Origin of the sequence: Streptomyces sp. NBC_00203, assembly GCF_045206325.1 — a bacterium.
In the GTDB taxonomy this organism is placed as follows: Bacteria; Actinomycetota; Actinomycetes; order Streptomycetales; family Streptomycetaceae; genus Streptomyces; species Streptomyces lutosisoli.
Genome location: NZ_CP108126.1, coordinates 8,693,126 through 8,710,001, shown reverse-complemented (window position 1 = coordinate 8,710,001; position 16,876 = coordinate 8,693,126). Strand labels below are relative to the sequence as shown.

Here is a 16,876-nt window from a genome sequence, read left to right as displayed (position 1 = left end):
AACGTGTGGATCGAACGGAGTTCCTGGTCGGGTGATCTTCCGGCGGTACGCGTATGAAGGCAGAGCCTCACGGTAGCTCGGGGGTGCGATCCCATTCCGAGCGGTTCCCGGAGGCCCTGTTGTCGTTGTTGTACGCGCTCGAGCCCGTTGACTTCAACTCGCCCGCCGCGTCGTGTGATTGCCTCGCGCACGTGTACGGCAACGCGGCCGATCGTCCCGATCGGGTGCGCCGGTATCCGTCGGACATGTCGGACACGGAGTGGGCAGCCATCCGGCCGTTGTTGCCGGTGCCGGCCTGGCTTCAGGGGCGGGGCGGCCGGCCTGGCCTGTCACACACCCTCCCGTAGCCGGTGACAGAAGTTCTTCCAAGTCAGGTTGTGCGACAAGCCGCTTGCCTCGCTGGTGTCAATCAGACTGCTTTGACCAATCCCACTACGTCATCCATCTGATCCGGTGACAACTATCGAGCCTCGGCACAATTCGCCAGGCGAAGTTCCGCAGCCGCTGGTAGGCCGCATACTGCTTGCGCTGAAATCGGGTGACACCTTCGCCGAGGCCGACCAGCGCGGCGTCGACCGCCGTCGACGCAACCGATGATGTTCCCGCTCGCGAGGGACGTAACGCTCAGCATCATCTCCATCTGCGCCTCGACAAGGTTCTATACACCGTGCCACCTGGGGCGTGACCGGAAGCGTGGAGGAAGCGTCCAAGGCGTTTGGATTCTCGCGAGCAAAGGGCTACGACCTGGTTCGCCAGGGGAAGTTCCCGTGCCGTGTGCTCCGCATCGGCCGCAGCACGCGGGTCGTCACCACGTCTCTGCTTCGGGTACTCGACAGCGGCGAGTCCGAGTACAACGGATCCCACGAAGGATGCTGCAGCCCCTCTTGACCAGTCATACGAAGGGGCCCCGCCGGATCACCGGCGGGGCCTCTTCGTGTCACCGGCGAGTCACAGCCCCTATGAGCGGGGTCCTGGCTGTAGCCGCGTTGGCCGCCTCAGCTCTGCGCATCCATGAGCGCGGTGGCCGTGAGCCACACGACCGCCCGGTTGAGGCGTTCGGGATGAAGGGAGCACAGGGCATCGAAGAATTCGATCCGGCTCGTTGTCTCCTTCAGGAGCCGGTCCGCGTCACGGATGTACTGCCGAGTTTCCTCGATGGTGGCCGGACTGTCCGGAAGCGCCTTGTTCTTGTGTCCGCAGACGACGTGGCGCGGCGCGAGGCGCTCGACCGCGTCGAGCGCTTGAAGCCACTTTGCACGCCCGCCATCCGCGGATTCGGAGAGGTACGCGTGCACGCCGTTGTAAACGACATCGCCGGCGACGACGAGCTCGATCGAGGGAACGTGAAGCACGGTGGTGCCGTCGGTATCACTGTGCCCGACTTCGACGGAGCGCAGAACGTTGCCCTCCAGGAGAAGCCCTTGCGGTGGTACGGGCCGTGCGAGCACGGGAGTCGGACCACTGGCTGGGTCTGGCCCGCCTGGCCCAGCGCTTCCCCGGCGTACGGGGGCCGGCCACCGCCGAGGTCGCGGCCGAGGCCGACGACCCGCGCTTCGCCGCGTACTGGGAGGCGAGCTTCCCCGGGGAGGTGCCCTCGCTCGCCGAGTGGGTGCTGCCGCAGCCGCTGTCCGGCGACACGATCGACCTGGAGGGCAACCAGCTGCAGGTCCTGTCCATCGGCCAGGCCGACACCGCGATATCCACCGCCTTGTACGTCCCCTCGCTCGCCGCGGTCGTCGCCGGCGACCTGGCCTACGACGGCGTCCACATGATGACCGCCGAGACGGGCCCGGCCGAACGCGAGCAGTGGATCGCCAACTTGGACGTCATCGCGGGACTCAATCCCGCGCTCGTCGTCGCCGTCACAAGACAGTCGCCGGCGACAACAACCCCGAAGATCATCGCGGAGTCGCAGCAGTACCTGCGCGATTTCTCCCGCATCGCCGCCGAGGAGACCACCAGCGCCGGCATCGTCGCCCGGATGGTCGAGCTCTACCCTGCCTGGGAGAACCGCCGCACCCTGTGGCACTCCGCGAAGGCCGCCATCGACCGTAAGGCCGCCCCGTAACGGCCCGGCTGACAAGGCCGGCTCGACCGAACCCCGAACAACCTCCAGGAGCCCCGAGCACCATGACCGCAGCACCCCCCGCCGACACGACGGAGCCCGACGGGCAACTGCACCCGGTCTGGAGGGTGCTCGCCGAGCGCGCGCGCAGCGGCAGCCGGCCCGGCGCACGCACCGACGGGCACCGCGTCGCGCTGGCCATCGAAGGCGGCGGGATGCGCGGCATCATCGCCGGCGGGATGACCCTGGCCCTGCACGAGCTCGGCCTGACCGACGGCTTCGACGCCGTCTACGGAGCCTCCGCCGGTGCGGCCTCCGGTGCATGGCTGCTGAGCGGAAGCCCGGAGTCGCTGCGCTTCTGGGCGGCTCCCGAGTACGCCCGGGTCCTGATCCGGCGCTCGAACCCGCTGCGCGGGCGGCCCATGGTGGACCTGCACGCCTTCTACGAGGTGCTCTACCGCTACGGCGACCGGGACTTCGCCCCCATGGACTTCGACGCGGTCCTGGCCCACGCCGTCGAGTACCACCCTCTGGCCACCGACGCCGCCACCGGGGAGTCCACCGACCTGCGCCCCTTCCTCGGCGATGCCGCACACCTGCGTACGGCGCTGCGGGCCAGCGCCGCTCTGCCGCTCCTCGCGGGCCGGCCGGTGGCGCTGGGCGGGCGCCGGTTCTACGACGCCGGCGTCTCCGAGTCCATCCCCTACCGGACCGCGCTCGCACACGACGCGACCCATGTTCTCGTGCTGCGATCCAGGCGCACGATCGACGCGGCGCGTCCGTCACGCTCCGCTCCGGTCATCGCCAGGACCGCGCTGCGCCGCGAGTCCGCCGCCCTGCGCCGGGCCTTCCTCGAGCGCGGAGCACGCCTCGCCGCGGACGACGCGCTGCTGGCCGACCACCCATCGGCCGCCTCGGTCCGCCCCGGCCCCGACACTCCGTCCGTCAGCCGCCTGGCCCGCGACGGTGAACTCCTCGCCGCGGCGCTGGAAGCAGGGCGGGCCGCCGTCCACGAGACGTACAGCCACACCGTGAGCTGATCGGTGCCCCGCTCAACCGCCATGCCGCCTCGGGGTGCCGACCGAGGCGGTACTGCGCAGACAGTCTTACGGACAGTCACCTGTCGACCGGACTGGAAATGTTCTGGTCGCGGGTGTGGAACAGGAACTCCGGCAGGCCGACGTCCGGGATGGCGATGTCCGGGTAGGGGCTACGGATGGTCAGCGGTATTCCTCGGCTCTCGGCAGTCAGTGTGCGGCGGTGGGCGCGGGTCGGGGCTCCTTCGGCAGGCCGAGAATCAGCTCTCCGACGATTCCACGCTGGATCTGGGAGGAGCCGGCGTAGATGGTTCCGGCGCGGGCGTTGAGGTAGACGCTGGTCCAGGACGCGGACGAGTTCGGCGCGCCGGGGTCGTCAGTGTGGAACCAGTTCGGCGAGGGACGCCCGGTCGGGGTCAGCGCGTCCAGTCCGAGAACGTCCATGGCCAGCTCGGTGGCCTGCTGGTGATACTCGCTCCAGAGCAGCTTGAACGCGGCGGCGGCGGGACCGGGTTCCTCTCCCGCGATCAGCGTGGCGGCCGTGCGCAGCCCGTGGCAGCGCAGTTGCTCGACCTGGATGTGACACCAGGCGATCCGGCGGCGGATGTCCGGGTCGTGGTGCAGCCCACGCTCGCGGGTCAACTCGATCAGCCGCTCCAGTTCGTTGCGGAAGCGGATCGGAGCCTTGAGCGCGGTCGCGCCGCGCTCGAAGCCCAGCAGCGTCATCGCAACCGCCCAGCCGCGGTCGACTTCTCCCACGACCAGGCCGAGTTCGGTGGTCGCGTCGTCGAAGAAGATCTCGTTGAAGTCCGCCTCGCCGGTGAGGTTGCGGATCGGGCGGATGTCGATGCCGGGCCGGTCCAAGGGGACGAGAAGCATGCTGATGCCGCGGTGTGCCGGGGCGTCGGGGTTGGTCCGGGCCAGGACGAACGCCCAATTCGCCTTGTGTGCACCGGAGGACCACAGCTTCTGCCCGTTCAATACCCACTGGTCGCCATGCCGTTCGGCCCGCAGGGAGAGCGAAGCGAGGTCCGAGCCGGCGTCCGGCTCGGAGAAGCCCTGCGCGAAGACGTACTCGCCGGACGCGATCCTCGGCAGAAAGCGGCGCAACAGGTTCGGGTCGCTCCAGCGCAGCATGGTGTTGCCGAGCATGGTGATGCCGAAATCGTCGTTGTCCGAGCCGGACGGGACGCCGGCTGCAGTCAACTCCTCGATGACGACGGCCAGTTCCGCTGGCCCGAGGCCGGCGCCGCCGTACTCCCGCGGCCATGCCGGGGCAACCCAGCCGCGCTCGGCCAGCGCGGCCCGCGTCTTCTCCTGAAACGTGTCGCGCTCGATCGGGTCCAGGGCGCCGATGCCCTGCCAGTCCGACGGGACCAGGTCCGCGACGAATGCCTGCACCGAAGCGCGGAAGCTGTCGGCCGGCTCGCTGCCCTGCGGTTCCACCAAGACCTCCTGGTGTGATCGGTAAGCGAATGACCAGAACAGTTGCGTAGATAGACTCGCTAGTCAATGCTGGGCGCCATGGATCTCCCCCCGACGTGAGGAGGACGTCGATGCGCTTCGCGCCGACCGGCGAACAGCTCGAACTGGGCCGAACCGCAGAGCGGTTGCTCGCGGACCATGCCCGCGGAAACCCGCTTCCTCCCCCGTGGGATGCCATCCCTCGGACCCTCGACTCCGAGCTGTGGGCCTCGCTCGCCGAACTCGGACTGCTCGGTCTGGGTGTGCCCGAGCAACTGGGCGGCTCGGGTGGCGGTGTTGCGGACTTGTGTGTCCTGGCCGAGCGGGTGGGGTCGGCCCTGCCGACCGTGCCGTTCACCGCCACCGCGACGGTCGCCGCGGTGCTGGCCGAGCACGCCGACAGTCCCGGCGCGCGGGCCGCACTGGCCCGCGTCCTGGACGGCTCCACCGTCGCCGTACCGGCTTGGGAGACCTTCCCTTCCGACATGGTTCCCGGCCGGCGGGCGGGATCACTGACCTTCAATGACACGGCGGTTGACGGCGTGCTGGCAGCGGTGCCGTTCGGCCTCGACGCCCAGTTGGTGCTGGCTTTCGCCGATGAGGGCAACGGCCCGGCGCGGCCGTTCCTCGTGGAATTCGCCGAGCCGGCCACCGCCCGGACCTCCGTGGAGGCGCTGGACGTCACCGAGCCAATGGCGAGCCTGCGGCTGACCGGAGCGCCTGCCGAACCGCTTCCACCACTCGGCGCGCACACGGTCGCCCGGGTGCTCACCGTGCTTGCGGCCGAGCTCATCGGCACGGGACGACGCGCCCTGGAAGGCGCCGTCGAATACGCCGGGATGCGACGGCAGTTCGGCCGGCCGATCGGATCGTTCCAGGCCATCAAGCACGTACTCGCGGACCGGTCCGTCCAACTCGACGCCGCCTGGATGCTCGTCCAAGCGGCGGCCCACGCCGTCGATGGCGAGCGTGCCGACGCCGAAGTGGCGGCTCGTACCGCACTCGCGGCGGCGGCCGACGCACTCGAGGCGGTGACGGCCGACGCCCTGCAGACCCATGGGGGCATCGGCTTCACCTGGGAGCACACGTCCCACGTACTGCTCAGGCGCGCCCGTGCGAGGCGCTCGCTTCTCGGCTCCCCGGCGCACCGACTCGACGCCCTGGCCGACCGACTTATCGGGTCGGGGCGCCTGTCCTGATGTCGGCCGTGGCATACGAGTCCATCTGCACATCTTGACTGTTCGGATCCCCGCGTTGCGGAGATCACCACTGATGAATGAGGAGGTCGCCGGGCCATGGAGTGGACAGGCGCGGGCTATGCGGACAAGCCGACGGTTGAGGTGCAGATCTGGATCGCTGCTCCGCCGGAACTGGTATGGACGCTGGTATCCGACATCGAGCTGATGCCGAGCCTGAGCGCGGAGTTGCAGTCGGTGGAGTGGCTGGACGGGGCAACCCAGCCCGCGTCGGGGGCCCGCTTCGTGGGCCGGAGCAGCCACGAGTCGCTCGGTGAGTGGGCCACCACCTCCTACGTCGTGGAGTGCGATGCACCCAAGGTGTTTGCCTGGGCGGTTGAGGACCCCGAGCAGCCTTCGGCGATCTGGCGGTTCACGCTCGAGCCCCAGGACGGCGGCACGCTGCTGCGGCAGTGGATGCAGATGGGACCGGGCCGCTCCGGTCTTTCGTTTGCCATCGACCGGATGCCGGAGAAGGAACAGAAGATCGTCTTCGTACGGATGCGGGAGTTCGAGACCAACTTCAGCGACACCCTCGCGGCGATCAAGAAGACTGCCGAAGAGTCCGGAAAGGCGAGTCTGTGATGCGCACATCGACCACGATCGAGGCATCCGGGGGCAGTTGGCCGGAGACGGTGGACTTCGTCGTCGAAGCGGAGAAGCTGGGCCTGGATATCTGCTGGGTGGCGGAGGCGTGGGGATCGGAGGCGCCATCGCCGCTGGGGTATCTCGCGGCCCGGACGGAGCGCATGCTGCTGGGCTCCGGGATCATCCAGCTCGCCACCCGCACACCGACAGCCATCGCCCGAGCGGCGATCACCCTCTCGCAGATTTCCCAGGGGCGCTTCCTCCTGGGACTTGGCCCATCCGGTCCTCAGGTGATCGAAGGGCTGCACGGTGTGCCCTTCGACCGGCCGCTGTCACGGATGCGGGAGACCGTCGAGATCGTGCGGCAGGCCGCCTCAGGGGAGAAAGTCTCCTACGCCGGGCGGGAGTTCCAGATTCCACTGCCCGGTGGGGATGCCAGGCCCATGCGCCTGTCCATGCGCGCCGAGCATGACATCCCGATCTACCTCGCCACCCTCTCACCGAAGATGCTGCGGCTGACCGGCGAGATCGCCGACGGGTGGCTCGGTACCAGCTTCGTGCCCGAGGGGGCCAAAGAGGCCTACTTCGACCACATCGACGCGGGCCTCACCGCTTCCGGCCGCACACGCGCAGACTTCGACATCTGCCAGGGCGCCGAGGTGGCCTTCGCCGAGGACGAGGACGCGCTGCGGGCGATGGTGGCCGGCCGAAAGAAGGAACTGGCTTTCAGTCTCGGCGGCATGGGCTCGGCGAGCACCAACTTCTACAACAACGCATACAGCCGGCAGGGCTGGGCCGAGGTCGCCGCCGAGGTCCACGAACGCTGGCAGGCGGGCGACCGTGACGGCGCGGCCGGACTGGTCACCGACGAGATGGTGCTGGGCACCACCCTCATCGGAACCGAGGAGATGGTGCGCAACCGGCTGCGGGTGTGGCGCGACGCGGGCGTCGACACCGTCCGCTTCTACCCTGCCGGTGAAACGCTGGACGCCCGGCTCACCACCTTGGGCCGCGCCCTCGATCTGGTCTGTGACATGGAACGCGAACCGGGCCGGTAGCCCGAACTCCCGAAGATGCCATCCACCGGTGCGGCGTCGGACCGGCCGCGGCCCGGCGCGGCCGTGTTGCGGATCAAAGGGCTCGAAATGCTAAGTCCTGTCGTGAGACCTATAGGCTGAGGTCATGAGGCGGACCTCTTTCGCGAACTGGCCGTGTTCGGTCGCGCGCACGATGGACATGCTCGGGGACTGGTGGACGCCACTGGTCCTACGGGAGGCCTTCTACGGAATCAAGCGGTTCGACGCGTTCCAGCAGGAGCTCGGCATCGCCCGCAACACCTTGACCGACCGGCTCCGCCGCCTGGTCGATGAGGGCCTGATGGAGAAGAAGGCCTATCAGCACGAGCCGGTGCGCTACGACTACGTCCTCACCGAGAAGGGGCGCGACTTCTTCGGCGTGCTGGCCGCCATGAACGCCTGGGGCAATCGCTGGCTCAGCGACGAGCAGGGACCTCCGGTGGTCTTCCACCATGACCGCTGCGGCGCCGAGAGCGACGCCGAGGTCGTATGCGCCTCCTGTAAGGAACCGATGACGGCCGAGGACACCCACCCACGCCTCGGCCCGGGCTATCCCCCGCACCTCGCCGCGCGCCCTGACATCCAGAGCCGCTTCACCGCCTGAGGGGCAATGGCTGCGCGGGGACCGCAGCAACTTCACCCAGTGCCGCGCCATCGGAGAACCTCCAGTGCAGCACCAACGCCGACCACATCCTGCGCGAGCGGCCAGACTCGCGTGCTGCGTCAGCGGATGGTCAGCCTGCCGAGCGCGGATCCCGGCGATCCGGCATATCGAAACCGCTGATCATGGATCAGCTCACCGAGGATCGACAACCGCTCCGCACCCCGGAGGTACCCCGGCCAACAATCGAAGCCGGCCCGACCGTGTCCGCGCCTACGACTCGGACATGACGGACGAACAGTGGGCGGCCCGTCCTCCCTGGCCGGTCGTTACTCCGGCGACTACTACGGGGCCTCCGTCGCCCTGGATGATCTATTCCAAGGGCACAGCATCCCCGAACGCCGTGATCAGCGGGCCCACCGCCTGCGCCGTGGCAGCAGCGGCGGCAGGCCCACCGGCTTCGATGCGGCACGATATGGCCGCAGAAACGAAGTTGAGCGGCTGATCAACCGATTGAAGGCGAACCGGGCAGTGGCCATGCGCTTCGACAAGAGGGCGTATGTCTTTTACGGCACCGTGACCGTCGCAGCCCTGCGCCTCTGGCTTTGCGCATGACCCGCCGACAACCTAGCGCGAGCCGAGAAACTCGATCGCCCGCTGGGTCAGGAGCTTGGCGGCGTCCGGGTCGTAGGACGCCAGCGAACTGTCCGCGAACAGGTGCTGGTCTCCGGGATACAGGAACATCTCCGCATCGGCGCGATCGGAGACGAGCGCGCGGGCGGCGTCGATGTCCTCGGCGAAGAACGGATCGGCTTCCTTCGCATGTACCTGCACCGGCACACTGTTGGGCCATGCCGCACCGAACTCCGAGACGGGGATGCAGGCGTGGAACAGGAGCGCGCCCCGCGCGCCCGCCCGCGTCTGCGCCAGCTTCTGGGCGGGCAGCACGCCGAGTGAGAAACCGGCGTAAACGGCGTCCTGCGGCAGGAGTTCGGCCGCGCGGACGCCGCGCTCGGTTATCTCGCCGAAGCCGAGCTGCTCGACGTAGCCCTGGCCCTCTTCGAGGGAGTTGAACGTGCGCCCGTCGAAAAGGTCGGGCGTGTGGACAGTGTGGCCGACCGCGCGGAGTTCGTCGGCGAAAGCCGCGACTCCGGGCGTGAGTCCCTGCGAGTGATGGAACAGTACGACCTCTGTCATGCCCAAACCCCTTGCCTGCGAGTAGCGAATGATCCGGAACTTTAGAATAATCGAAGAGTGTCGAACAATCCCCGTCTCCCCGACCACGACCTCGCCGACGTCACAGATGTGACAGCCCCGGCCCAGCTCCGCGCGCTGGCCAACCCCCTGCGCAACGCCATCCTTGAACTGCTCCTCGAACGCGCCGCGACGGTGAGCGAGTTGGCCGCCGCACTCCGCCGCCCCAAGAGCACGGTCGCGCACCACGTGAGCGTCCTGGTCGACGCCCAGCTGCTGAGAGTCGTGCGGACCCGCCGGGTGCGGGCCATCGACGAGCGCTACTACGGCCGTACCGCGCGCATCTTCCGCGTCGGCACGGTCAGCCCCACGGACGGGGCCGAGGCGCCCTACTGCAACAACGATCTCGCCACGGCCGCGGCCGAGTCGGCCTCCGCACATCAGGCGGATCAGCTCTCCTCGATCGTGCGGCACGTGCGGATCCCACGGGAGCAGGCCCTTGAGTTCTGGACGCGGGTCCTGGAGCTCGCCAACGACTACGCGCAGCTCCCGCGCGCAGGCGATGTGGTGTACGGCTTCGCGGCCGGGCTCTACCCGACCGACTATCCGGCGCTACCGGAGGCTGAATCTGCCGCAACGGACGCGGACTGACCCGTACCGCAGATCGTGGCATCCGTAAAGGCCACCTACAGCACCCGAACCTTCACCACCCTGCCCCCAACAACCCGCCAACTCGCATGATCCGTCGGACAGGCTAGGCATGGTCGAGTTGGCCGGCCAGACCGGCCAGGTCGTCGGCGTGCAGGTCGAACCCGTCCGAGGAGGTGGGCGGGTCGCCGACGGGGCGGGCGACGTAGGCGGTGCGGAGCCCGAGGCCCTGTGCTCCACGCAGGTCCCAGGCGTGGGCGGCGACCATCAGGAGCCGCTCCGGCGGTCGTCCGGAGACGGTGACGGCCAGCTGGTAGACCGCCGGGTCCGGCTTGTAGGTCCGGGCGTCCTCGGCGGACAGTGCCTGGTGCCAGCGCAGCCCGGCGTGCGCGTTGATTCCCAGCAGCGCCGTCCGACTCGCGTTGGAGAGCCCGATCAGCGGAAACCGTTCGGCGAGCCGGGCGAGCCCCGCCACGGTGTCGGGCCACGGCGGGAGCCTGCGACCTGACAGAGCCAGCTCCGCTACGGCGGCCGGGTCGTCGACTCCGGCGGCATCCGCGACGAGCCGGGCGGCTTCCAGGTCGAGGACGTCGCTGGTGAGGTAGGGCCGGACGCCGTCGAGGATGCGACGCTGCTCGCGGTCGATGTGCTGCTGCCACAGCGACAAAAGCCGCTCGACCCTGAGATCGTCGAGCGATGGGGCGAGTTCACGGATGCCGGCGCGGATACCGGTGGGTTCGTCGACGAGCGTGCCGAGCACGTCGAACACGACCGCATCGATCTCCAACTCTGACATGGGAGAGGTCTCCTGGACGAAGCAGGGGCGTAAGAATGGCTGTTAGCCGAACGCAGCGGGAAGTCACTCTGATTCCCGAACCACACGGCCTGTGCGGCAACCGCTTTAACGTCGCCAACCACCGCGGCCGCCAAGCCACAACGCACGACCGGCGCACCACCTCCGAGTAGACCCCGGAGAGAGCGACCGGCAGCGAAGAGAGCGGCGTGGCTCCGTCCATGATCCGCCGGACAGGCCCTAATAGGCATGTGGGTTGGCCGGTTGGGTCGGTCGGCAGGGGCCAGAGCGAGACGTCTGGGATATACGCAGCGCCAGGAGCGCTTCGACAAGACGGACGCGGTTCAGGCCCCTGCCATGTCGGCTCCAGTCGCCGTACCGTGCCGTGATTCGAGCCGTTCCCAGAGCCACCTCCCAATTGGCCAGAGCCTTCGAGCTCTTCACGAGAGCGAGGACTTTGGGCAGGGCTGGGGCCACGGACGGCTGATGGGGTGGTGCGCCCGAGAGCGCTTCTATTAGGTCGCCGGGTGGCCCTGCCGCGGCTTGATGCCGATGGGCAGCGAAGCCCTGAAAGGAGCGCGTCGTGCACGCAACCTGCGGAATTGACTGGGCTGAGGACCACCACGATGTCGCGGTGGTCGACTCCGATGCCCGGCTGCTCGGCAAACTCAGGATCAGCGATGACGCGGCGGGCTTCCAGGGCCTGCTGCATCTGCTCGCCGAGCACGGTGACAGCCCGGACGATCCCGTCCCGGTGGCGATCGAGACCTCCCGCGGACTCCTGGTCGCCTGCCTGCGGGCCTCCGGACGCCGGGTCTATGCCATCAATCCGATGGCCGTGGCCCGATACCGTGACCGGCATACCGTCTCCCGGAAGAAGTCCGACCACCAGGACGCGGTTGTCCTGGCGAACATCCTGCGCACGGACACCGAGTTCCACCGCTCGCTGCCGACCGACTCGGACCTGGTCAGGGCAATTGCCGTCCTCGCCAGGGCTCAGCAGGATTCGGTCTGGGACCGCACCCGCGCTCACAACCGGCTCCGATCACACCTGCGCGAGTACTACCCCGCGATCCTCGAGGTGTTCGCAGCGAAGCGCGAGCGGCTGCTGTCCCGGGAGGCCCGCACGATCCTGTCGATCGCGCCCACTCCGGCTGAGGCCACCCGACTGTCCCGCGGACGGCTGCGGACCGCCGTCACCAGAGCCGGACGTCAACGCCGCATCGACGCCGAGACCGACCGGCTGCTTCAGGTGTTCCGCCAGAGCCGGCTTCGCCAACCCGCCCTGGTCGAGCAGGCGATGGGACGGCAGACGCTCGCCCTCCTTGCCCAGCTCGCCGCAGCCTGCCAGGCATGCGACGACCTGGCATCCGACGCAGAAGAGCTGTTCCTGCAGCATCCCGACGCGGAGATCATCACGAGCTTTCCCGGCCTGGCCACGCTCACTGGCGCACGGATTCTCGCCGAGATCGGCGACGACCGCGCCCGGTTCACCCACGCCAGCAATCTGAAGGCCTGTGCCGGAAGCGCACCCGTGACCCGCCAGTCCGGCAAGATCCGCCACGTCGCCCACCGCCGGATCAAGAACAACCGACTGGCCGGCACTGGGCATTCGCCGCGCTGACCGCCTCCCCCGGCGCACACGACCACTACAACCGCCGACGGGACACCGGCGACCACTACCACGCGGCCCTCCGCAATCTGTTCAACCGCATGCTCGGCCAGCTCCACCGCTGCCTTACCAACCGCCAGAAGTTCGACGAAGCGATCGCCTTCAGCACCTCCGCCCCAGCTCCACTCTCGGCAGCTGCTTGACCCGAAAGCTGCATGGGGTGTCTTGTCGCCGCGCCGGCCGGGTGAAGTCTGCCAGGTCAGCGGGCGAGCCCGGTCGTCGGACAGCAGATGAACCTTGCTCGTCAGCCCGCCCCGTGAGCGTCCCAGCGCCTCGCGGCCATCGGCTTCCTCACGCGCCCCGCCCCCTTTTCCGGGTAGTCGGCCGGGGGCCGGCGCGGTGCCCCGGCCGCGTGCTGATGTGCCCGGCAGGAGGTCGAGTCGATGTTCACCGCCCACTGCCTGCGCTCAGCGTCCCGGGCCGGCGCACCGTCCGGAGGGGCGGCATCGGCCTCGATCTGCAGCTCTTCGAGGATGGTCTTGCGCGCCGGCAGCAGCAGTGCATCGCCGCCCGCCACAGGGCTCGCCCGTAGCCGACGCCGCGGTACAGTTCCGCCTCGGCGCCCGGAGGTGCCCTGGAGGCCGTGATCGCAGCCGGCTCAATACCGGCTCAGGATCGCGCTGAGATCCGGGGCCTCCGTCTGTGCCGTCCGCGCGAGTGCCCGCTCCTCCACCGCCGCGATGTGCTGGAACGCAAGCCGGCCCGCGCGCTCGGCGTCCCCCTCGTCCAACAGGTCGATGAGTTCCTCGTGTTCGGTGATGGACTGGATCTGGTCGTGCGGATGGCCGTAGATCGAAAGGATCAGGGCGCAGCGCCAGACGACCTCGGTGAGATAGCGCTCCAGGAGCGGGTTCCCGCTGAACTCGCCCAGTTTTACGTGGAATTCGGCGGCGAGGCGGCCGGAGAGGCGGTGGTCGCGGCGGTTCGTCGCGTCCCGCTCGGCCCGTACGTGCTCGCGCAGCGCTGATGACGCCGCAGGGTCCCACTGCGTCGCCACGAGCCGGATCGCCTCCTGCTCCAGACAGCGTCGCATCTCGAACACCGCCTTGGCGTCCTCGGCGCTCGGGCTCGCCACCGTCGCGGACTTCGCCTTGCCCGAGTCGACGAGCCCGGCCGCGACGAGCCGGGCAAGCACGGCCCGCACCAGTGTCCTGCTGACGCCGTACTGCGCGGCCAGGGTGTCCTCGGGCAGCTTCATGCCGGGCGGCAGCGCCGCTTCGACGATGGCTGTACGCAGGCTCACAAAGGCTGCTTCGGCGCGCTGCGCGGGGCGGTCGGCTGAGGGATGCATGGAGTGACTCTAGCCGTTGTGTATACGGAAAAGCATTCCGAACCTCCCATGCAGACTGGCAACCTGGCGGAAATCAAGCGGTGATCCGGGCGCAACGTTCTGCTGTTCGTATACGGAAATCATAGTTTCAGTATACAGAAACAGCGCGGCCGGTTCCGGCAGCGCAACAGCGCGGACAGCGCAGCAAGGAGTCCGGATGCCGCACGTGGTGCTCAGCCTGACCGACCAGCAGCTCGAACTCGTCGACGCCTCCGTCACGGCCCAAGAGGCCGTCTCCCGCGCCGACTTGGTGCGGCTCGCGCTGGCCGAGTCGGCCGCGGGGATACGGAAGCGGCCGCATCCCCGGATCACCGGACGCCCCTGGCGCTGGTTCGACGGACTCACCCAGGAGCCCCCGGGTGAACGCAAGGAAGTGGCCCGCTGGGAGATCGCCCCCGGTACAGGCAAAGCCATCGAGGTACCGGCCGGACACGTGTTGCGCATTGAGCAGCTGTACGGCAATCAATGTGTCGACCTCAACGCGTTCAACCTGCACGACTATCGCGAGGCCATGCACGTAGGACGTACTCGTACGCTGCACGGACTCCACCCGGGGCAGGGCGACTTCCTGTGGTCCGCGCCGCCGCGCGAGCGCGCCATGATGTACCTGCTCACCGACACCGCGGACCTGAACGACACGCTCTTCCCACGGTGCAGCGCCACCATGTACGCCTCCATGCACGGCTTCGCCGAGCACACCAATTGCGCCGACATCCAGGCCGAGGCGCAGCGCGAGTACGGGCTCACCCCCGACGACGTGCACGACTCGTTCAACCTCTTCATGGCGACCCGGGTCGTCGACGGGCAGGCCGAGATCGTGCGCCAGCGAACCGCCCCCGGCGACCACGTCGAACTGCTCGCCCTGATGGACGTCCTCGCCGTCCCCAACATCTGCGGCAACGACATCATGAGCACCAGCAACTACACGCTCTCCCCGGTGCTCGCCGTCCTGTCCACCGCGTCGCGGGCCGAGATCGATGCGACGCCCGAGGTCCTCGCGTACGACACCCAGCGCACCCCGGACCAGTTCCGGCAACCGCACATCCGCGCCGAGCGGAGCCTGGAGCGCGACCCTGCCTATGTGCCCGACTTCCCGCGCACTCCAGTCCGGACGGTGGAGCTCGCGGTCGAACTCGGCGAGGGGGAGCTGGCGGCGCTGGATTCCGTGCGTCGGTCCGATCTGTACACCGACGACGCGGGGGCCCTGCGCGACGTACTCCTGTCGTGGTGGGTGGCGAGCCATGGCTGAGCGGACCGTATCCGTGCCCACCTCATCTGTTCCCACACGTGAAACACACGTCGTCATGGGCGAGTTGAGTGCCTACGAGCGCTACAAGCTCATGGCCGGTCTCATCGTCCCGCGGCCGATCGCGTTCGTCACCACCGTCAGCGTTGACGGGGTGGTCAATGCGGCGCCCTTCAGCATGTTCGCCATGGTCGGCGAGGAGCCACCGCTGGTGATGATCAGCCTCGACCGGCGGGTGGGGGGTGCTCGCAAGGACACCGCGATCAACATTGACGCGACCGGTGAGTTCGTGGTCCATCTCGTCGACGAGGCACTCGCGCAGCAGATGCACGACTGCGGTTTCGCCCACCCGCCCGAGGTCGACGAACTGCGCCACGTCGGCCTCACCGCCGCCCCCAGCACCCAGGTCGCGCCGCCGCGGATCGCCGAGGCACCGGTCGCCCTGGAGTGCACCCTGCACGAGCGCCTGCAGACGGCGAGCCGGGACATCTACTTCGGCCGCATCGAGCACCTGTGGGCCCGCGAAGGGCTGATCGACCCGGAGCGTTGGCACGTACGGCTCACCGACTACCACCCGGTGGGGCGGTTCGGCGCGAGTTTCTACGTCACCAGCCGCGACCGTTTCGCCCTGAGTTCACGGGACGGCGACGGCGCCGGAGCCCCGCCCGCCCACCGCACCGAGATCGACTCGCTGTGACCCGGCCCACCGAAGGAGTCACCAGGATGACGGTTCGCCCCGTTCACGCCGTTCGCCCCGCAACGCTCTGTGCCGCCGCGCTGTTGTTCCTCACCGCGGCCTGCGGTTCCGGCTCGGGCGCCGGGTCCGACGGCCTCGGCAGCGCGGACAAGTACAAGGTCGGCTCCACCGATCTGTCCCGTGTCTGCCCGAAGAAGGTGGTCATCCAGACCGACTGGAACCCACAGGCCGAGCAGGGCGGCCTGTACAAGCTGCTCGGGCCCGACCCGGTCATCGACTCCTCCGCCAAGCAGGTGCGGGGGCCGCTCTTCGCGGGCGGCTCCTGGACCGGTGTCGACGTGGAGATACGGGCGGGCGGCCCGGCGATCGGCAACCAGCCGGTGCCGGTGCAGATGTACACCGACCCCGACATCATGCTCGGCTGGGTCAACACCGACGAGGCCGTGCAGAACTCCGCGGACAAGCCCGTCACCCAGGTCTTCGCCACCTTCGACAAGGCTCCCTGGATGATCATGTGGGACCCGAAGAAGTATCCAAAGGTCAAAACGATCAAGGACCTTGGGAAGACGGACGCGACCGTGCGGTACTTCGACGGCGCGACCTGGATGGACTACCTCCTCGGCAAGGGCATCCTGCGCCGTGACCAGATCGACGGCAGCTACGACGGTTCGCCCGCGGCCTTCCTCGCGGCCGGCGGCAAGGACGCCCAACAGGGCTTCGCCACCGTGGAGCCGTATCTCTACGAGCACGACCTGAAGGAGTGGGACAAGCCGGTCGCCCACCAGTTGATCAATGACACCGGGTATCCGCTGTACGCCGTGGCGCTGTCCGTACGCAGCAAGGACGTGACCGCGCAATCGAAGTGCCTGAAGAAGTTGATCCCCGTCGTGCAGCAGTCGACTGTTGACTACTTCGCCGACCCCGCCCCGGTGAACAAGCTGATCGTCAAGGCTGTCGATGCCTTCGACACCGGCTGGGTCTACACGAAGGGGCAGGCCGCCGACTCCGCGAAGCGGCAGCTCGCGGAGGGCATCGTCAGCAACGGCGACGACCGCACCATCGGCGACTTCGACCAGGCGCGGGTGCGGAAGATCCTCGACATCACCACCCCGATCCTGACCCGCAACGGCACCGCGCCGGCCGACGGTCTGAAGGCGCAGGACGTGGCCACCAACCAATTCCTGGACCCGTCCATCGGGCTTGCAGAGAGCAAGAAGGGGTGACGTGACG

Annotated in this window: 16 protein-coding genes and 4 pseudogenes; 13 read left to right on the top strand and 7 right to left on the bottom strand. The window is 68.6% G+C overall.

The window, feature by feature from the left end; all coding sequences use genetic code 11:
* Positions 1–486 precede the first annotated feature (486 nt).
* Positions 487–582: pseudogene (locus OG975_RS38710) on the bottom strand (transporter); the annotation flags it as partial.
* A gap of 99 nt (positions 583–681) precedes the next feature.
* Between OG975_RS38710 and OG975_RS38705 the strand changes: the two are divergent.
* The gene (locus OG975_RS38705; protein ID WP_406334155.1) at positions 682–888 is read left to right on the top strand and encodes a helix-turn-helix domain-containing protein; all 207 of its coding nucleotides are present in this window, start codon (positions 682–684) and stop codon (positions 886–888) included.
* A 107-nt stretch (positions 889–995) separates the two neighbouring features.
* On the opposite strand, the gene OG975_RS38700 is transcribed toward OG975_RS38705, so the two are convergent.
* Entirely contained in the window at positions 996–1,448 is a 453-nt protein-coding gene (locus OG975_RS38700; RefSeq protein WP_406334154.1) for a hypothetical protein, read from the bottom strand.
* Between OG975_RS38700 and OG975_RS38695 the strand changes: the two genes are divergently transcribed.
* Positions 1,439–2,068 carry an MBL fold metallo-hydrolase gene (locus tag OG975_RS38695; RefSeq protein ID WP_406334153.1) on the top strand — a complete coding sequence of 210 codons (630 nt, stop codon included), beginning with the start codon at positions 1,439–1,441 and terminating at the stop codon, positions 2,066–2,068. The two genes, OG975_RS38700 and OG975_RS38695, sit on opposite strands and share 10 nt — an antisense overlap.
* Positions 2,069–2,130: 62 nt before the next feature.
* Positions 2,131–3,105: a patatin-like phospholipase family protein gene (locus OG975_RS38690; RefSeq protein ID WP_406334152.1), complete on the top strand. Its 975-nt coding sequence runs from the start codon at positions 2,131–2,133 to the stop codon at positions 3,103–3,105.
* A gap of 207 nt (positions 3,106–3,312) precedes the next feature.
* On the opposite strand, the gene OG975_RS38685 is transcribed toward OG975_RS38690, so the two are convergent.
* Positions 3,313–4,548 carry an acyl-CoA dehydrogenase family protein gene (locus OG975_RS38685; protein WP_406334151.1) on the bottom strand — a complete coding sequence of 412 codons (1,236 nt, stop codon included), beginning with the start codon at positions 4,546–4,548 and terminating at the stop codon, positions 3,313–3,315.
* Positions 4,549–4,658: 110 nt separating this feature from the next.
* Here OG975_RS38685 and OG975_RS38680 point away from each other — a divergent pair, with 110 nt between their 5' ends.
* The 5 genes and pseudogenes from OG975_RS38680 to OG975_RS38660 all read left to right on the top strand — a co-directional run.
* Positions 4,659–5,765: an acyl-CoA dehydrogenase family protein gene (locus OG975_RS38680; RefSeq protein WP_406334150.1), complete on the top strand. Its 1,107-nt coding sequence runs from the start codon at positions 4,659–4,661 to the stop codon at positions 5,763–5,765.
* Between the two features lie 96 nt (positions 5,766–5,861).
* Positions 5,862–6,386 (top strand): SRPBCC family protein, encoded by a 525-nt coding sequence (locus OG975_RS38675; RefSeq protein ID WP_406334149.1) that lies wholly within the window; start codon positions 5,862–5,864, stop codon positions 6,384–6,386.
* A complete protein-coding gene (locus OG975_RS38670; RefSeq protein ID WP_406334148.1) occupies positions 6,386–7,447 on the top strand; it encodes an LLM class flavin-dependent oxidoreductase in 1,062 nt (353 codons plus the stop codon). The genes OG975_RS38675 and OG975_RS38670 overlap by 1 nt, the downstream gene beginning before the upstream one ends.
* A gap of 124 nt (positions 7,448–7,571) precedes the next feature.
* Positions 7,572–8,069 carry a winged helix-turn-helix transcriptional regulator gene (locus tag OG975_RS38665; protein ID WP_406334147.1) on the top strand — a complete coding sequence of 166 codons (498 nt, stop codon included), beginning with the start codon at positions 7,572–7,574 and terminating at the stop codon, positions 8,067–8,069.
* Between the two features lie 381 nt (positions 8,070–8,450).
* A pseudogene (locus OG975_RS38660) lies at positions 8,451–8,681 on the top strand (IS5/IS1182 family transposase); the annotation flags it as partial.
* A gap of 12 nt (positions 8,682–8,693) precedes the next feature.
* Here the strand turns inward: OG975_RS38660 and OG975_RS38655 are convergent.
* On the bottom strand, positions 8,694–9,263 hold the full coding sequence (locus tag OG975_RS38655; RefSeq protein WP_406334146.1) for a dienelactone hydrolase family protein: 570 nt from the start codon (positions 9,261–9,263) through the stop codon (positions 8,694–8,696).
* Between the two features lie 57 nt (positions 9,264–9,320).
* On the opposite strand from OG975_RS38655, the gene OG975_RS38650 reads away from it, so the two are divergent.
* Positions 9,321–9,911, top strand: coding sequence for an ArsR/SmtB family transcription factor (locus OG975_RS38650; protein WP_406334145.1), 591 nt, complete (start codon positions 9,321–9,323; stop codon positions 9,909–9,911).
* 103 nt (positions 9,912–10,014) lie between these two features.
* On the opposite strand, the gene OG975_RS38645 is transcribed toward OG975_RS38650, so the two are convergent.
* The gene (locus tag OG975_RS38645) at positions 10,015–10,704 is read right to left on the bottom strand and encodes a haloacid dehalogenase type II (RefSeq protein ID WP_406334144.1); all 690 of its coding nucleotides are present in this window, start codon (positions 10,702–10,704) and stop codon (positions 10,015–10,017) included.
* Between the two features lie 580 nt (positions 10,705–11,284).
* On the opposite strand from OG975_RS38645, the pseudogene OG975_RS38640 reads away from it, so the two are divergent.
* Positions 11,285–12,516 (top strand): annotated as a pseudogene (locus OG975_RS38640) (IS110 family transposase).
* A 24-nt stretch (positions 12,517–12,540) separates the two neighbouring features.
* Here OG975_RS38640 and OG975_RS38635 read toward each other — a convergent pair.
* Together OG975_RS38635 and OG975_RS38630 are read right to left on the bottom strand one after the other, a co-directional pair.
* Positions 12,541–12,642, bottom strand: a pseudogene (locus OG975_RS38635) (IS5/IS1182 family transposase); the annotation flags it as partial.
* 329 nt (positions 12,643–12,971) lie between these two features.
* Positions 12,972–13,664, bottom strand: a complete 693-nt coding sequence (locus tag OG975_RS38630; RefSeq protein ID WP_406334143.1) for a GntR family transcriptional regulator — start codon at positions 13,662–13,664, stop codon at positions 12,972–12,974.
* A gap of 196 nt (positions 13,665–13,860) precedes the next feature.
* Here OG975_RS38630 and OG975_RS38625 point away from each other — a divergent pair, with 196 nt between their 5' ends.
* The 3 genes from OG975_RS38625 to OG975_RS38615 are packed head-to-tail and all read left to right on the top strand — an operon-like array spanning position 13,861 to position 16,869.
* A complete protein-coding gene (locus OG975_RS38625) occupies positions 13,861–14,952 on the top strand; it encodes a DUF1989 domain-containing protein (protein ID WP_406334142.1) in 1,092 nt (363 codons plus the stop codon).
* A 55-nt stretch (positions 14,953–15,007) separates the two neighbouring features.
* On the top strand, positions 15,008–15,646 hold the full coding sequence (locus tag OG975_RS38620) for a flavin reductase family protein (protein WP_406334141.1): 639 nt from the start codon (positions 15,008–15,010) through the stop codon (positions 15,644–15,646).
* 26 nt (positions 15,647–15,672) lie between these two features.
* The gene (locus OG975_RS38615; protein WP_406334139.1) at positions 15,673–16,869 is read left to right on the top strand and encodes a hypothetical protein; all 1,197 of its coding nucleotides are present in this window, start codon (positions 15,673–15,675) and stop codon (positions 16,867–16,869) included.
* The last annotated feature ends 7 nt before the right edge of the window (positions 16,870–16,876 follow it).

Excerpts from the sequence above, each read along its gene's own strand:
- OG975_RS38690 (WP_406334152.1), top strand. The coding sequence starts at position 2,131 with ATGACCGCAGCACCCCCCGCCGACACGACGGAGCCCGACGGGCAACTG.
- OG975_RS38680 (WP_406334150.1), top strand. The coding sequence starts at position 4,659 with ATGCGCTTCGCGCCGACCGGCGAACAGCTCGAACTGGGCCGAACCGCA.
- OG975_RS38675 (WP_406334149.1), top strand. The coding sequence starts at position 5,862 with ATGGAGTGGACAGGCGCGGGCTATGCGGACAAGCCGACGGTTGAGGTG.
- OG975_RS38670 (WP_406334148.1), top strand. The coding sequence starts at position 6,386 with ATGCGCACATCGACCACGATCGAGGCATCCGGGGGCAGTTGGCCGGAG.
- OG975_RS38665 (WP_406334147.1), top strand. The coding sequence starts at position 7,572 with ATGAGGCGGACCTCTTTCGCGAACTGGCCGTGTTCGGTCGCGCGCACG.
- OG975_RS38655 (WP_406334146.1), bottom strand. The coding sequence starts at position 9,263 with ATGACAGAGGTCGTACTGTTCCATCACTCGCAGGGACTCACGCCCGGA.
- OG975_RS38645 (WP_406334144.1), bottom strand. The coding sequence starts at position 10,704 with ATGTCAGAGTTGGAGATCGATGCGGTCGTGTTCGACGTGCTCGGCACG.
- OG975_RS38630 (WP_406334143.1), bottom strand. The coding sequence starts at position 13,664 with ATGCATCCCTCAGCCGACCGCCCCGCGCAGCGCGCCGAAGCAGCCTTT.
- OG975_RS38625 (WP_406334142.1), top strand. The coding sequence starts at position 13,861 with ATGCCGCACGTGGTGCTCAGCCTGACCGACCAGCAGCTCGAACTCGTC.
- OG975_RS38620 (WP_406334141.1), top strand. The coding sequence starts at position 15,008 with ATGGGCGAGTTGAGTGCCTACGAGCGCTACAAGCTCATGGCCGGTCTC.
- OG975_RS38615 (WP_406334139.1), top strand. The coding sequence starts at position 15,673 with ATGACGGTTCGCCCCGTTCACGCCGTTCGCCCCGCAACGCTCTGTGCC.